Origin of the sequence: Mesorhizobium sp. WSM3864 (assembly GCF_002294955.1) — a bacterium.
In the GTDB taxonomy this organism is placed as follows: Bacteria; Pseudomonadota; Alphaproteobacteria; order Rhizobiales; family Rhizobiaceae; genus Mesorhizobium.
On sequence record NZ_NSGD01000009.1, the window covers coordinates 111,034 to 127,405 of the forward strand.

Below are 16,372 nucleotides of genomic sequence, written 5' to 3' on the forward strand. Positions count from 1 at the left end.
TGTGTCACGCTCCCGTGAGTCGGGCAAGGGCACCGTCCATGGCCGCTGCCGGCAGCTCGATCAGGCGCGGCGCCTCGGTGAACAGCAGCGCGGCCGTCACCGTGCGGCCCGGATAGAGCGGCTGAAGCAGCGCGCGGTAGAGCGCAAGCTGCAGGACATAGGCCGGCGGCACTTCGGCCAGGCTGGCCGGCGCCGGCCGGTTGGTCTTGTAGTCGACGATCGAGACCGTTTCCGCAGTGACGGCCAGCCTGTCGATCTTGCCGGAGATGGAGCGCAGCCTGCCCTTCACCTCCAGGCTGCCCATGATGGCGACTTCCGCCCGCGAGGACGGCGAGAACAGCGCCCCGAAGCTTCTGTCGAACAGGATGGAAAGCACGGCTTCCAGCGCGGTGTCGCGCTCTTCGGCCGGCCAGTCGGCGCCGGCGCGCGCCAGATAGCGTTCGGCCGCGCTCCGCCTCTCGTCCTCGGCGATGCCGGGCAGCATCTGCAGCAATTTGTGCAGTGCAAGCCCGCGCATCACCGCAAAGCCGGGTTCGGTTTCCGCATCGAGCACCGGCGAGCGCGTGTCGGGCAAGCTTTCCGTCGCTTCGTCGATCAGCGCCGAGGCGCCTGAAGGCGAGAGCGGCCGCGGCAAGTCCTCATAGGGCGGGAGCGGCCGGAACAGGCCGTCCGGCAGCGGCGCGGCATGATCGAACGGTATCGTCTCCTCAGCCTGATTGAGCGCCATCGGCGGCAGCTTGGTCATATGGAAGCGATGCACCGCCACGTCGGGTGTCGCCGGATGCCGCCGCTCAGCGCTTTCCGGCGCACACAGCAGTGCCCGGCTGACAATCGAATGCCAGGTGCCGGTGCTCGGCGCGCGCTTGCCGTGATAGCCGCAGACGATCAGCCGGTCCTCGGCGCGCGTCATGCCGACATAGAGCAGCCGCCGGTATTCGTCGTCGGCAAGCGCGCGCGCCCGCGCCGAGGCCGCTTTCGAAACGCCGTTGGCGACGTCACTCGCCGAGCGCCAGAGATAGCCCTTGCCCTTCCAATCAGCGCCCGAGCTTTCGAAGGCCATCAGCCGCGGCAGGTGCTGGTCGCTGAACGGCGCCGAGCCGCCGTCGACCAGGAAGACGACCGGCGCCTCCAGGCCCTTGGCGGCGTGCACGGTCATGACGCGCACCTCGTTGCGGGTCTGGTCCATCTCGCGCTTGATCTCCGGCCCGCTGTTTTCCAGCGTCGAGAGGAAGGATTCCAGCCCCGGCAGGCCGGTACGTTCCTCAGCCAGGCAGAAACTCAGGAACTCGTCGAGGATGTCGCCGGCTTCCGGCCCGAGCCGGGCCGTCATCTTGCGGCGCAGGTCGTCACGCGAAAGCGCGGCGGCATAGAATTCAAACACCGGCTTGAACGCCACCTCAGTCGCCCAGCCATCGAGCCGGCTAACAACGGCGGCCAAGACCTCGTCTCCGCCGGCATGCTGCCGGAGTGATGCCATCAGCGACTGGCCCTTTGGCCGCTCGCCGGCGAGCGTGAGCAACGTCTCCTCGGAAACCTCGAAGATCGGGCTGCGCAGCACGGCGGCCAGGGACAGGTCGTCCTCCGGCTGAATCAAAAAATGGCCGAGCGCGATCAGGTCCTGCACGGCGATATGGCCGGGAAGGCTCAGCCTGTCGGCGCCGGCGACCGGGATCTGCCGGTTCTTGAGGCTGCGCGACAGCGCGTGCACGAAGCGATCGCGCTTGCGCACCAGCACCAGGATGTCGCCGGCGGTCATCTTGCGGCCCTTGCCTTCGATGGCCTCGCCGTTGCGCAGCCAGTTCTGGATCGTCGTTGCCACATGTTCGGCCACCCGCACGGCGGGCGCGCTGGCGTGGTTGACCGGCAAGGTCCAGTCGTCGGGCTCTTCGACCATTTCGGCGCCGATCGAGGGCCACACCTCGACATAGCCCGGCGCATCGATGCGGATCGCCTTGTGGCTGAGCGGATCGGGATCGTGGCTGATGCCGCGCCGCACGCCTGGCTCGGCGAAGACGCGGTCGACGGCGGCAAGCACGTCGTCGCTCGAGCGGAACGACCAGGTGAGCTTCAGGTCGGCAAACGAAGCCTCCGCGTCGCGCACCCGCCCGGCAAACAAAAGCCGGCTTTCGGCAAAGGAATCGGGCGCTGCGCCTTGGAAGGAGTAGATCGACTGTTTCTCGTCGCCGACGGCGAAAACCGTGCGCCGCACCGTCTCGCGCTGGCCGAGCCCGGCGAAGAACTCTTCCGTCAGCTTCTTCACCACCTCCCACTGGTCGGGACTGGTGTCCTGCGCCTCGTCGAGCAGGATATGGTCGATGCCCTGGTCGAGCTTGAACTGCACCCACGGCCCGGCATCGGGCCGCGACAGCAGGCTTACCGTGCGGGTGATCAAATCGTTGAAGTCGAGGAAACCGCGGCTTCGCTTCAACTGCTCGTAGCGGGCGATCAGCCAGCCGGCGACGGTGAGCGCGGCGGCCGTACCTTCGAGCATGCGGAACAGCGCCAGCCGGTCCGATACATCGAGGATCGCCCTGGCCGCCGCGAGATAGCGCTCGGGCAGGTCGGGCAGCCTGTCGACCAGCGCTTTCTTGAAGATCTTCGGTGGATCGTAAGGGTCGCCATCGGAGCGCAGAAATGCCTTGGCGAGCAGTCGCAGTCGCCTGATCGAATCGGCTTCGGCAAAAGCGGTCTGCGCATAGGGCAGCACGTTGTTCAGCACCTGCCGCGCGTCGGCGGCTTCGGCGGCGCGCCCGAATTCAGCGAACTGGCTCGGCGCAAAGCCCGGCAGCGGCCAGACCGAAGCGGCAATGCCGGCTGCCGTCTGGCCGGGGTTGAAGCCGAATTCGGCGAACAGCGGCCGGAAGTCCCGGTCCTTGCCCAGCTTTTCGATAAAGGCGCGCAGTTCGTCGCGCTTGCCGACGATCTCGGAGAGCAGCATGTCGAGCCCGAATTCGCCGCCGCGCTCCAGCACCCTGGCAAAGGCTTCCGCCAGGCCTTCGACACCGGCGCCACCACCCGAGATCATGTCGCGGCGCGCATCCGCGAAAAGCGAGGCCTCCATCTGCGGGTCGAGCATGTCGAAATGCGCCGGGATGTTGGCTTCCAGCGGGAACTGATGCAGCACCGATTCGCAGAAGGCGTGGATGGTCTGAATTTTCAGGCCACCCGGCGTTTCCAGCGCCTCGGCAAACAATCGGCGCGCGCGCCGCATCGTATCGCGGTCGGCCGCCCGCCCGTCGAGCGCCGCGATCCGTGTCGCAAGCTCGGCGTCTGGAAGCGCCGTCCACTCCGACAACGTCGAGAACACGCGGTTCGACATGTTGGCGGCGGCGGCGCGCGTGTAGGTCAGGCACAGGATCTTCGACGGATCGGTGCCGTTGAGCAGAAGCCGGATGACGCGTTGCGCCAGCACATGGGTCTTGCCCGAGCCGGCATTGGCCGAGACCCAGGCGGAATTTTGCGGATCGGAAGCGCGCGCCTGGCTGGCGGCGGTGTCGGAGGGGATCGGATATCTCATCCTTCCGCCTCGTCCTCGCTTGCGCCGCCGGCCGACCATTCCAGCACGCGCGCCAGATGGTCGTAGTCGCCATCGGCCTCGCCTTCGCGGAACGGCAGCGCGCGTGACAGATAGCCGGTGGTCGGGTCAGCATAGTGGAAGAGCAGCCTTTCCAGCCGCGCCCACGCTTCCTCGGCAAGCTCGTTGGCGGTCTTCGGCTTGCGGTTGTATTCGAGGATCGATTCCTCGAACACCTCACCGTTCGGCTTCAGCCGCACGAAGGCAAGCTGCGAGGGCTCGCAGATGCCGAGCTCCTTGAAGGCGCCTCGCCGAAGAAGCGCGCCCTCGAGTGCCAGCTGCGGCGACAGAAGCGTATGCGCCTGCGCCTTCGAAGGCGAGGAACCGGTCTTGTAGTCGAGGATGTCGGCCATGCCACCTGCGAGAAGGTCGACCCGGTCGGCATAGCCCGAAAGCGTGATGCCGGTGCGGCCGACAACGGTCTTTTCGGCGCGTTCCTCGGCATAGCGCCGGGCGACGGCGTCGGCGCGGGTATGCTCCCATTCGATGATGTTTTCCGCGAGCTTTTCGAAGCGCGGCCACCACACCGCCTCGATATCGGGCGGAAGTGCCGCGTCGGCAAAGCACGCGCGACCGGCCTCGATGAGGGCTGCCAGCGCGCCCGGCGCCCTCGGATCTTCCACCCTTCGCGAAAACAAATGCAGGATTTCGTGGAACAGCGTGCCGCGTTCGGCAGCACCGGGGTCGCGGATCACCGGGTCGAGCGGCATCAGGCCGAGAATCCGCCTGGCATAGATCGCATAGGGGTCGCGGCGCAGCGTCTCGATCTCGGTGACCGAGAAATGCTGTGGCCGCAGGTGCAGCGGCGGCTTCGGCTGTGGGCGGGACGCGAAATCCTTCCTGTCGCCGGCATCGAGCGCGCGCGCCCAGGCAAGCAGCGCGTCGCCGCGCCGGCGAACTGCCGTCGCCTGGTCCTTGCCGATGAAGGTGAGGATGCGCTGCAGCCAGCGCGACGGCACCGCGGGCGCGTCGCCGGATCGGGCCGAGCGCGTCAGCACCACCGTTTCAGTACCAATCGCAATCTGGAAATCATGCGCGGCAAGGCCGATGCGCCGCTCCGGCGGCTCGAGATCGATGCCGGTCTTCATCAGCCGCGACATGAACCGGTCGCTCTCGGGCTTGCGCGGCCAGACCCCTTCATTGAGGCCGCCGATGACCAGCGTGTCGACGCTTTGCAGGCGAGCTTCCAGCGCTCCCCAGATGGCGATGTTGCGGTCGGTGCCTTGCGCCGGCTTGACCGTTTCCGGCGCGATCAGCGCCTCCATCACGTCGGGCCATTCGCCCGCACCGATCATAAACGGCGATGACACGGCAACCAGCCCGCGCAGAAGCTCGGCCAGCTTCTCGCCGGCGTCGCCGGCATAGAGGCTGGTCAGGCTGTCATCGGCCGCGCGGCCGAGACCTTCTAACGCCACGACGCTCGCCCGCGTCAATGTCGCGATATCGGCATCCTTCTCGCCGCGCATCGCAGTGAGCGGGGATAGCGCATCGGTGAGGCGATTGAGCACGCCCCGCGCCTGTTCGATGCCGCGTACCGTGAGGCGCTGGAACCAGAAGGGCTGACGGCTGTCGCCGCCAAGGCCCGCGAGCCGCGTCTCGAAAAGCGCGTCGAGGGAAGCGACGTCCGGCCGGCCGGTGCCGCCGCGCAGCGCCACCAGCTCGATCAGCTCGGCAGCCTTGCGCACGCTCTGGCGTTCGAGACCGAGGCCAAGCAACGGATGCTTGAGCAGCGACAATAGACCCCCCGGATCGCCTGGCCGGAATGCTGCGCCTAGCGCCAGTCTGAGCAGGCTGGCGGCCGGCGTGTTGGCTAGCGGCGTGCCTCCGGAATCGTCGGCGACGACGCCGAAGCGCAGCAACTCGGCCGAGACGCGTCGCGCTAGGGCGCGGTCGCCGGTGACGAGCGCCGCGCGCTTGCCCGGCGTTTCCACTGCGCGCTTTAGCGCAATGGCAATCGCTGCCGCCTCGTCGCGCTCATTGGCAGCCTCGACCAGCGTCACGCCGGCCAGCGCCTGCTCGACATCGCTGACCGGGAAACGCGGCCGCGACTCCGTCCAAAGCTCGGTGGTCTCGGCCGGCCGCAGCGCCTCGCCGACAAGGGCGGCGCGTAATGCAAGCGGTCTTGACGCAGCGCCGATCTCCTCGACATCGCGGCGCTCAATGCCAATGCTGCCGATCAGCTTGGCGAGGCCGTATTGTGGGTGACCAAGTGTTGCCGGCCGCGCGCCGGGCGCGGTTATCGCCGCGAAGGACGCGTCGTCGAGCTCACGGTCGAGCCCGGGCAGCACGACGGCGCCGTTCGGCAAGCCGGCGATCACGGCAAGCAACTCGGCCGTGGCTGGAATGGAGCCGGTCGAACCGGCGGCGATCACCGGTCCGGTCGGCGGACTGCGCTTCAGCCGCGCCGCTTCCAGCCGGATCAGCGCGCTGCGGTGCGCGGCCGGATTGGAGCGGTCACGCTCTTTGAGCAACTCCGGCCAGTTGTCGGTGACGATGCCGAGGAAATCGAGCGTCACCTGCCACCAGCCCGCAAGGTTGCCGGTGACCAGCGTGGCGAGCTTCGCCCAATCCGTCCCCTCGGTCTCGATCTCGTCCATCAGCCGGGCAAGGTCGCGCGAAAGCCAAATGGCGTCGGCGGCCGAGGTCGGCACGACGAACTCCTCGTTGAAGCGCGCCCTGACGTGCGCCGGCAGGCTTTCCTTCCAGGCGCGCACCAGCGGCGCCAGCAACAGCAGCCTTTCCTGCGCGGCGATCGGCGGTGCGAGGTCTATTGCCGGTGCCGCCTCGGCGTCAAAGGCGGCCTCGTCCTCGTCGAACTCGCCGAGCGGCCGCACCGTTGGCAAGATGGCCGAGCGTCTGCCGAGCATGTCGACGAAGGCGCCGCGCAGGGCGCGCGCCGCGCGCCGCGTCGGCACATAGATGGTCGCGTCAGCCAGCGCCAGCGGCTCGCCGTCGAAGCGGAAGGTTGGGATCAGGCGGCCTTCGAGCAACGCCTCCGCCAGCGTCGGCAGGAACGGCGCTCCGGACGGGATGGAAAAGACGCGGCGCGAGCCGCTCATACCGCATTAGATCTTTGTGCGCCCGTTTGGGCGCACAAACGACGATCTAGCTCTTTGAGTCTACGCATCGTGCTTTCCAAAAATCGGACCCGATTTTTGGGCCGATGCGGTCGCGGGCGCGCCGGTGACCGCCGCTTCGGCCGCCGGAATGGCGTCCGGCGTCCCGACGGTGATCCAGCGGCCTCTCATCTTCATGCCGAACAGGCGGCCGGCGGCGATTGCCTTGTCGAAATAGGCGTTGAGCGAATGCGGGCCTTCGGGCGCATCCTTGAAGATGCGCGGATGGATGATCGCGGCACCGGCATAGATCAAGCCGGCAGGGTCGCCTTTGGAACGGCGCAGCGCGCCGTCCGGCGCCACGAGGAAATCGGTGCCGACGCAGTGTCCGATCGCTGAGTCGAGATCGGTGAGCATCAGCAGAATATCCATTCTGGCGGCGTCCCATGCAAGGGCGAGGCGCTCGAGGCTGGGCTCGCCGCTGTCGATCCAGAACGTATCGGCATTGATGATGTAGAAGGGCTCGCTCCCCAAGAGCGGCAGCGCCTTGACGATGCCGCCGGCCGAGTCCAGCAGGCCCGCGCGCTCGTCGGAAATGACGACCTTCGGCGCCCGGCGCCCGGCGACATGGGCGATGATCTGCTCCGGCAGGTAGTGAACGTTGACGACGGCGCTGGCGACGCCGGCGGCTTCCAGGCTGTCCAACCCCCAGTCGAGCAAGGTCTTGCCGGCGATCGTCACCAGCGGCTTCGGCATCGTGTCGGTGATCGGCCGCATGCGCTTGCCGAGACCGGCCGCAAGCACCATCGCGGTCTTCGGCTTCATGGCGAGCGCTCCTCGAGCAGGCCGTGGGCCATGTAAAATTCCTTCAGGCCGGCAAGCGCCGGATGCGCCAGCGCCCGCCTCAGATAGTCGCGGATGCGCGGCAGGTGCTTCAGATAGTAGGGCTTGCCGTCGCGCTTTTCGAGCCGCACGAAGATGCCGAGGATCTTCGAATTGCGCTGCGCCGCCATGATCGCATAGGCCTCGGCGAAGCCGGCTTCGTCGAAGGCGCCGGCCGAACGCCGCGCTGCGACATAGGCTTCGACCGTCCGCCGCTCGATCTCGGTCGAGACGGTGACACGCGCATCCATGGCCAAAGAGGCGACGTCGTAAGCCGCCGGGCCGATCAGCGCGTCCTGCACGTCGATGATGCCGAGCCGATCGAGGCCGGAACGCTCTGCCCGCCAGATGATGTTGGGCGAATGGAAGTCGCGCAGCATCAGCGTGTATTCCTGGCCCTCGAGCCGGTCGAGCACCGCGTTCCATGCCTTGTGGTAGCCTGCCCGCAATGCATCGCTTGCCGGCTCGCCGGTGACCATCGGCACATACCAATCGACCAGAAGGTCCGCTTCGATCAGCATCGCCTCGCGGTCAAAGGGCGGAACGTCGTGGTACACGCCCGGCGCGGCCTCCATGCGGTCGGGCCAGGCCTTGCCATGCATCATGGCGAGCAGCTCCGCCGCTGCCTCATAGCGCTCGACGATCGGCTGGCCGTCGCCGCCCAAAAATCCTTCCGAGCCGAGATGTTCGAGCAGCAGAAAGCCCTGATCGAGGTCCTGCGCATGGATAAGCGGCACGCTGACGCCGGCGGCGAGAAGCGCCCGGTCGATGGCGACGAAGGCGGCGACCGATTGTGCGGTGTGAGCGATCACGGCGTAAGGCTTGCCGTCGCGCACCGGCGGTCCGAGCACCAGGCGCGGCGAGTTCATCAGCACCCGCGGCGCCCGGCCGGGAAGCGAGGCGATCTCGTACGAACGGGCGGACGCGTCGCCGACGAAATGACGGCGGCTCGCTTCGCCCCAGCCGGCCGAGGCCAGGAAATCACGCATCGCCAGCGAGCGCGCCGCGCGCTCGAAGGCGGCTCCCTGTCCGGAAATCCTTGCCGATCGGCCCGCGCCCTGCTCGATAAGCTCGACCTGGAGCGCATCTGCCGGCAGCTGGTCGCGGGCCCGTTCCGGCCATTCGATCAGTGCCGCGCCCTGCGCCAGCGCGTCGTCGAGGCCGAGCTCGTCGAGCTCGTCCGGCGAGGACAGGCGGTAGAGGTCGAAATGGTGCACGGGTATCCGCGTCTCGTAGCTCTGCACCAGCGTGAAGGTCGGGCTCGGCACTTCGAGGCCGGCGTCGTCGGCGAGCGCCCGGATGAGCGCGCGGGCCAGCGTCGACTTGCCGGCGCCGAGATCGCCTTTCAGCGCAATCGCGTCGCCAGCCCGCAGCGCCATGGCAAGGTCTTCGCCAAGCCTTGCGGTCGCCGCCTCGTCGGCGAGAAATCGTTCCAACACCGTTTCTGCCAAAGCGCGTTACTCGGCCGCTTCGCGGATGCCGCCGGAGGGCGTCTCCGGGAAGGTGCAGATCACGGTCGTGCCCTTGTCGGCGCCGGTCTCTATACGCACCGTTCCGCCGTGCAATTCGACGAAGCTCTTGACGATCGACAGTCCCAACCCGGCGCCGCGTCGGCGGCCGCCATTGGCGCGCGGCTCGAAGCGTCGGAAGACCGATTCCAGCACGTCCGGCGGCATGCCCGGCCCGTCGTCATGCACCGAGAATTCGACGCCGTCGGCCATTTGACGGCAAGTGAGCGTGATCGTGCTCGCCGCTGGCGCATAATTCGCGGCATTGCTCAACAGATTGTAGAGGATCTGGCGGACCCGGATCTCGTCGCCGTGGAAGCTCTTCGGCGCCGATGCAGCGTCGACCTTGAGCTTGATCTGATGCTCTTCCAGCCGGTCGGCGACCAGCTCGGCGGCCGCGGCGATCGTCCTGTCGATGCTCATCTCGGAAATGTCGAGCTGCATGATGCCGGCATCGACCGTCGCAAGATCCAGTATGTCGTTGACGATGGTGAGCAGCACCGAGGACGACGAGCCGACATGCTCGAGATATTCGCGCTGCTTCGGCGTCAGCGGTCCCGTCGTCGGCAGCGACAGCAGTTCGGTGAAGCCGATGATGTTGGTCAGCGGCGAGCGCAGTTCGTAGGAGACGTGCTGCACGAACTCGTTCTTCAACTGGTCTGACTTCTCCAGCGCCTCGTTCCTGTCCTTCAGCGCCCGCTCGACATTGACGGTGTCGGTGACGTCAACAAAGGTCATCATCACTTGCCCGTTGGGCAGGTGGATCACGGCATAGCTCAGCACCGTGCCGTTGACGAGTTCCGCCTGGCCGTGGCGGTCGCGGCGTTCGTCGTCGAAGCCGGTGATGGCGGCGACGAAGCCGCCCCACGGACTGTCTGCCGCGCGTTGGTCGCAAAGATCGCGGATCGCCGAGACATGCACGTTAGCCTTGATCGCGTCCGGCGCCAGCCCCCACAGCGCGATAAAGGCGGGGTTGGACAGGCGCAGCCGTCCGTCCGGGCCGAACACCGCCACGCCCTCCGCCAGATTGTCCAGCGTCTCGCCTTGCACACGCACGGCGGTCTGATAGCGGCTTTCGAGGTCCATCTTCTCGGTCAGATTCTCGAACACCCAGGTGACGCCGCCCTTGGGCTGCGGGTTGGCCACCACGCGGATCGTCTTGCCGTCCGGCAGGTGCCACCAATGCTCCTGCGATTCGACGGCGCGATAGGCGCCGAGCAGGTTCTCCTTCCAGCGCCGCCATTCCGGCTGTTCGGCGATCTTGCCTTCGCTGCGCAGCCGGTCGAGCAGCAGCGCGTTGGAGGGGGCGCTGTGCAGAAAGCCGCCGTCCAGGCCCCACAGTTTCTGGAATGCCTGGTTGAAAAAGCGCAGGTTTTCGTCGGTATCGAAGATCGCCACCGCCGTGTTGAGCTGGTCGAGCGTGTCGGCATGGCTGCGCACGGTGCGCTCATATTCGGCGCGGATCGTCTCGATCGCGCTGATGTCGCAGGCGAGCCCCGCCGAGCCGTCGGCGCTGGCAAAGTCGGTGACCGAAAACATGTGGCGATCACCCTCGATCACCGTCGACAATGTCTGCTCGAAGACGGGGCGCGACTTGTGCTGTTCGGCAATCTGCTCGCGCGCCTGTCCGCCGAGGAACTCCTTGGCCTCGCGCACGGCGGCCTCCGCGCTTCCCGCTTCGACAGCCTCGGCATAGGCGCGGTTGACCCATTTCAGCCGACCGTCGGCCGCCCGCAGCCATGTCGGCATCTTCAGCGCGTCGAGCAGGCCGAGCATGGTATCGTAGTCGGCGCTGAGCCGCTGGTTCTCGATCTTCAGCCGGGCCTGGCTGCGCAGCGTTTCGGACAGCGATATGAAGCGGACCAGGACATGCGCGGCGCTCTTGCGGCCATGCACCTCCAGCGGCATGCCCGCCTGCGTTTCGATGACGAGGTCGAAAGTCTTCGCCTGGTCGCGCAGCGCCGCTATGGCGTTCTCGAGCGCCGCGGCGGAGCGCGGCATCAGCCAGCGGCCGAAAGCGAGGAAGGCGGACCGCTCGTCCGGTGCGCCGCTTTCGAGCGGCAGGCTGCCGATCAGCTCCGGTTTCTTGATCTCCGAACTCCACACGACGACGCGCTGGTCGCGCAAATTGAGCAGCGCCTCGGAGCGCTGCAGGGCCGCGTTGACGTCGGCGATTCGCGCCCTGAGCTGGACATTTTGCGACGCCGTCCGTGCCCGCTCGCGGATCAGGAAGATGGCCGAGACAAGGGCTGCCCCCATGACGCCGGCAAACATGGCAAGTTGCATCACTTCGACCGTGCTGACCGCCGCGGCCACGCCCGTATCGGCATGCGCCGCAACGCTAAGCAATGGGGCGGCAGACGTGGCGGCGGCAAGAAGCGTGCCGAGACGGGCGCCGGCGCGCCATGAGAGGGCTCCGCCCGCCGCGGCGGAGCCGGTCGTGATCGAATCCTCGTGGCCGCCGGAAACGGCCTTTCCCGCGCGTGGCGGGTTATCCCCCGGCATGTCTTGGTCCTCTTCGCCGCTTGAATGCAAGACCGCCCTGAATGCGTCCCCGGCCCAACTGTCCCCGGACCGCGAATCACAACAATAACGCCTGCCGGAATCGGCGTGAAGAATCACAGGTGCAAAAAATGAAGCCGGGCGCAAAGTCAACACCCGGCTTCAATATGTTGTAGATATTTTCGTTTTGGTTAATAGCGGTAGTGCTCAGGCTTGAACGGGCCCTGCGGCGTCACGCCGATATAGGCCGCCTGCTCGGAAGAGAGCTCGGTGAGGCGCGCGCCAAGCTTGTCGAGATGTAGCCGCGCCACCTTCTCGTCGAGATGCTTGGGCAGCACATAGACCTGGTTCTGGTACTGGCCGTGCTTGGTGAAGAGCTCGATCTGAGCTAGCACCTGGTTGGTAAACGAAGCCGACATGACGAAGCTCGGATGGCCCGTGGCGTTGCCTAGGTTGAGCAGGCGGCCCTCGGACAGAAGAATCATCCGCTTGCCGTCCGGGAAGGTGATCATGTCCACCTGCGGCTTGACGTTGGTCCATTTCAAGTTGCGCAGAGACGCCACCTGGATCTCGTTGTCGAAGTGGCCGATGTTGCCAACGATCACCATGTCCTTCATCGCCCGCATATGGTCGAGCGTGACGACGTCCTTGTTGCCGGTGGTGGTGATGACGATGTCGGCGGTGGGGGCTGCGTCTTCCAGCGTGACGACTTCGTAGCCGTCCATCGCCGCCTGCAGCGCGCAGATCGGGTCGACCTCGGTCACCTTGACGCGAGCGCCGGCGCCGCGCAGCGAGGCCGAAGAGCCTTTGCCGACGTCGCCATAGCCGCAGACCACGGCGACCTTGCCGGCCATCATCGTGTCGGTGCCGCGGCGGATGCCGTCGACCAGCGATTCCTTGCAGCCGTATTTGTTGTCGAACTTCGACTTGGTGACGGAGTCGTTGACGTTGATCGCCGGGAAGGGCAGCAGGCCTTTCTTCTGCAACTGGTAGAGGCGGTTGACGCCGGTGGTCGTCTCCTCGGTGACGCCGCGGATCGCTTCCTTCTGCTTGGCGAAGAAGCCCGGCGAAGCCTTCATGCGCTTCTTGATCTGGGCGAACAGGATCTCTTCCTCTTCGCTGCCGGGACTGGACAGCACGTCCTCACCCGCCTCGGCGCGCGCGCCGAGCAGGATGTACATGGTGGCGTCGCCGCCGTCGTCGAGGATCATGTTGGACGTGCCGCCGTCGGCCCACTGGAAGATCCGGTCGGTGTAATCCCAGTAGTCCTGTAGCGACTCGCCCTTGATGGCGAAGACAGGAATGCCGGCCTCGGCGATCGCCGCGGCGGCGTGATCCTGGGTGGAGAAGATGTTGCAGGAGGCCCAGCGTATATCTGCGCCCAGCGCTCTCAGCGTCTCGATCAGCACCGCGGTCTGGATCGTCATATGCAGCGAGCCGGTGATGCGCGCGCCCTTGAGCGGCTTCTTGTCGCCGAATTCCTCGCGGCAGGCTATCAGGCCCGGCATCTCGGTTTCGGCGATCTCGATCTCCTTGCGGCCCCAGCCGGCAAGCGAAATGTCGGCGACCACATAGTCCTTGCTACCCGTCATGGCAGTGCTCCGGTGTGATTGTCTTCAAAAGCGCGCCGGCGCCGGGACGGCGCATGGAGGGCGCGGATTGCCGGCCTGACTAGCAGATCGGCTGCCAAACGACAATGGGATATAAAGAAATCTTTATTCGTGCATGTCTTTCGAGACAATGCGAGCAGCGAGCGGCAACCGTCAGATTTCCTCGCCGAAGCGCGACGCGACCAATTGCTCCAGCGCGTCCATGGCCGGACCGGCTTGCGGACCGCTGGCGGTGACGCGGATCGAATAGCCGGGGCTTGCCGCCAGCATCATCAGGCCCATGATCGAGGTGCCGCCGACCTTCACGCCGTCCTTCTCGACATGGATGGTTGCGTCGAAGCCGCTGGCGACCTGGACGAACTTGGCCGAGGCGCGGGCATGCAAGCCGCGCTGGTTGACGATCGGAAACTCTCGCACAACCTCGTCTCTTTCCGGCGCATGGGCGTTCATTTGCTGCTCAGAAGCTGGCTGGCGACGTTGATGTATTTGCGCCCCGCGGCCTGCGCCTCGTCGAGCGCGGCCGCCATGTTGTCGCCCTTGCGGACCGAGGAGAGCTTGATCAGCATCGGCAGGTTCATGCCGGCGATGACCTCCGTGCGGCCCGATTCCATCACCGAGATGGCGAGATTGGAAGGCGTGCCGCCGAACATGTCGGTGAGCACGATGACGCCGGCCCCGGTGTCGACGCGTGCCACCGCGTCGACGATGTCGGCCCGGCGCTTCTCCATGTCGTCGTCGGCGCCGATCGCGACCGTTTCGAAATTGTCCTGTGGCCCCACCACGTGTTCGACGGCATGCCGGAACTCGGTGGCGAGTTGACCGTGCGTCACGAGCACGAGTCCGATCATTCTTTGGTGGCTCCCGTCATCGCCGCTTCACTGGCGTATTTTATGTTCGCCAACCATTCCAGGCGGCGGGAGCGCTATCTTGTCGACGCACGGCCGGTTGACAAGCCCAAAATTGCGACGGCCCGGTCCATTTTGACGCATTGCAGCAAAAAATCCGGACCGGATCATGAAAAAGGCGCTATCGACAGCCGCGCCATCACGGCCGGCACGCCTGTGACAACATTGCGCTCGGCAAGATCGATGCGCGGCACCGGGCAGCCCGCGACCGGCTCGCTGATTTCTTCCTGGAAGCGGGCCATTTCCTCTTTCGGCACCAGCCGGACGTGCAGGTCGATCACGCCGCCCGGCTCGAACGGCAGCGGGCTCGGAATGAAGCCGGGCACTTCGGCGAGACCGGCGATGGTGGCCGGCGCCCGGCAGACCAGCCGCCCGTGACGCGGGGCGGCAAGCAGCCTGTCATCGCCGATCAGTCGCGAAAACAGCCCGCGCACCCGGCAATGGTCGATGAGCGTCAGCGCCAGCGTCGTCTTGCCGGCGCCGGACGGCCCGGTGATGAGGACGCCGCGATCGCCGATCAGGATCGCCGTTGCGTGGATGTTTTCGGGCTTCACGGCAGGATCGGACATGATCGTTTCTGTCTGGGAACGGAGATCAGCCTTCGGCCGGCAGGGTCACCACGAAGCGCGCGCCCTTGATCTCGCCCGGCTTGGTGCCGGGGATGTTTTCCGCCGTCAGCGTGCCGCCATGCGCTTCGACGATCTGCCGGCTGATCGACAGGCCGAGGCCGGAGTTCTGGCCGAAGGCCTCGCCGGCGGGCCGGTCGGTATAGAAGCGCTCGAAGATGCGATCGATCTTTTCGGCTCTGATGCCCGGACCGTTGTCGTCGACGGTGACGATGTTGAACTTGCCGGCGCGCGCCAGCGAGATGGTGATATGGCCGTGTTCCTCGGGAACGAAGGAACGCGCGTTCTCGATCAGGTTGGTGATGACCTGGCCGATCCTCAGATCATGGCCGACCACGACGTAGCCTTTGACGCCCTGCGGCAGCTTGGCGACCTTGAGCTCGATCTCGACCGACTTCTTGTTGCGCGTCGTCTCGCGCGAGACCGCGACAAGATCGGTGATGAACTTCTTCAGATCGACCGTCGAGGCATCCTCGCGCGCCAATTCGGCGTCGAGCCGCGACGCATCGGAAATATCGGTGATCAGTCGGTCGAGCCGCTTCACGTCGTGCTGGATGATTTCCATCAGGCGCGCGCGTGAGGTGTCGTTCTTGGCCAGCGGCAGCGTTTCGACCGCGCTGCGCAGCGAGGTCAGCGGATTCTTGAGCTCGTGCGAGACATCGGCCGCGAAGCTTTCGATCGCCTCGATGCGCGCATAGAGCGCGTTTGTCATGTCGCGCACCGCGATCGACAGATTGCCGATCTCGTCCTGACGGTCGGAGAAGTCCGGGATCTCCTCGCGGTTCTTGACGCCGCGCCGCACCCGTACGGCGGCAGCCGACAGCCGCCGCAGCGGATTGGCGATGGTGGAGGCCAACAGCAGCGACAGGATGGCCGTGACAAGCGCCGCGATGCCGAACACGCGCAGGATCGCCTTGCGTTCGGCCGCGACGATCTTGTCGATATCGCCGCCTTCGGTGGACAGCATCAAGACCCCGAGCACGGCGCGGAATCGCTGGATCGGCACCGCCACCGAGACGATCTGCTCGCCCTGCTCGCTTACCCGAACGATGGTCGAGGGACTGCCGGTCAGCGCCTTGACCACTTCGGGGAAGGCCGCGCCATTGCCGCCGGGCTGTTCGTGATAGACGGGCAGGTCCTTGTTGCGGAAGAAGTCGAAGACGAATTTCTCGACGCGCTCCAATAGGTCGGGCTGCTCGTCGTCGACAGGCGGCAGGTCGTAGCGCAGGATCTGGCCGCGCGAATAGAGATGCCGCGAATCGAGCAGCAGGTTCGCGTCGCGGTCGTAGATGCGGGCGCGCGTGCGGGTCGGCGAGATCAGCCGCCGCAGCACCGGCGCCACGCGCTCGGGATTGATCGGGAAGTCGAGATTGTCGAGCTGGTCCGAGCCTGGCCCCAGGCTTTCGCCGGCCTGCAGCTCGAGCAGCTTTTCCGGATCGATGCTGATCGAGTCGGTCTCGACCGTCGCCGAGGCCGCGATGGCGCCAGCGATGATCTCGCCTTGCGTCATCAGGCTTTCGACGCGGGCGTCGATCAGCCCGTCGCGGAAGGTGTTGAGATAGAGGATGCCGGTGACCAGCACGGCGAGGCCGGCCAGGTTGAGAAACAGGATGCGCCGCGTCAGGCTGGAGAAGATGTGGTGGCCGAGGAAGCGGCGCATCGGCACCGTGATCTTCGACAGGAATGCAGGCACGATACGCGACGGGCGC

General features: G+C 66.3%; 10 protein-coding genes. All 10 read right to left on the reverse strand.

All coding sequences use genetic code 11. The annotated features are described in order from the left end of the window. Positions 1-4: 4 nt before the first annotated feature. The 10 genes from addA to CK215_RS19570 all read right to left on the reverse strand — a co-directional run bounded on the left by addA (position 5) and on the right by CK215_RS19570 (position 16,323). Positions 5-3,517 (reverse strand): double-strand break repair helicase AddA, encoded by a 3,513-nt coding sequence (addA, locus tag CK215_RS19525; RefSeq protein ID WP_095831874.1) that lies wholly within the window; start codon positions 3,515-3,517, stop codon positions 5-7. After that, positions 3,514-6,633: a double-strand break repair protein AddB gene (gene addB, locus CK215_RS19530; protein WP_095831875.1), complete on the reverse strand. Its 3,120-nt coding sequence runs from the start codon at positions 6,631-6,633 to the stop codon at positions 3,514-3,516. Before addB ends, addA begins: the two co-directional genes overlap by 4 nt. 60 nt (positions 6,634-6,693) lie before the next feature. Then, entirely contained in the window at positions 6,694-7,455 is a 762-nt protein-coding gene (locus tag CK215_RS19535; protein ID WP_095831876.1) for a nucleotidyltransferase family protein, read from the reverse strand. Next, a complete protein-coding gene (tsaE, locus tag CK215_RS19540) occupies positions 7,452-8,963 on the reverse strand; it encodes a tRNA (adenosine(37)-N6)-threonylcarbamoyltransferase complex ATPase subunit type 1 TsaE (protein WP_095831877.1) in 1,512 nt (503 codons plus the stop codon). The genes CK215_RS19535 and tsaE overlap by 4 nt, the downstream gene beginning before the upstream one ends. Before the next feature lie 6 nt (positions 8,964-8,969). Next, positions 8,970-11,525, reverse strand: a complete 2,556-nt coding sequence (locus CK215_RS19545) for a PAS domain-containing sensor histidine kinase (protein ID WP_095831931.1) — start codon at positions 11,523-11,525, stop codon at positions 8,970-8,972. A gap of 188 nt (positions 11,526-11,713) precedes the next feature. Next, positions 11,714-13,114 carry an adenosylhomocysteinase gene (gene ahcY, locus CK215_RS19550; RefSeq protein WP_095831878.1) on the reverse strand — a complete coding sequence of 467 codons (1,401 nt, stop codon included), beginning with the start codon at positions 13,112-13,114 and terminating at the stop codon, positions 11,714-11,716. 171 nt (positions 13,115-13,285) lie between these two features. Continuing rightward, positions 13,286-13,582 carry an HPr family phosphocarrier protein gene (locus CK215_RS19555; RefSeq protein WP_067002923.1) on the reverse strand — a complete coding sequence of 99 codons (297 nt, stop codon included), beginning with the start codon at positions 13,580-13,582 and terminating at the stop codon, positions 13,286-13,288. Continuing rightward, positions 13,579-13,980 (reverse strand): PTS sugar transporter subunit IIA, encoded by a 402-nt coding sequence (locus tag CK215_RS19560; RefSeq protein ID WP_067002921.1) that lies wholly within the window; start codon positions 13,978-13,980, stop codon positions 13,579-13,581. The genes CK215_RS19555 and CK215_RS19560 overlap by 4 nt, the downstream gene beginning before the upstream one ends. Before the next feature lie 164 nt (positions 13,981-14,144). Further along, entirely contained in the window at positions 14,145-14,606 is a 462-nt protein-coding gene (locus tag CK215_RS19565) for a serine kinase (protein WP_067002919.1), read from the reverse strand. A 25-nt stretch (positions 14,607-14,631) separates the two neighbouring features. Next, positions 14,632-16,323 (reverse strand): sensor histidine kinase, encoded by a 1,692-nt coding sequence (locus CK215_RS19570; protein WP_245418741.1) that lies wholly within the window; start codon positions 16,321-16,323, stop codon positions 14,632-14,634. Positions 16,324-16,372 lie beyond the last annotated feature (49 nt).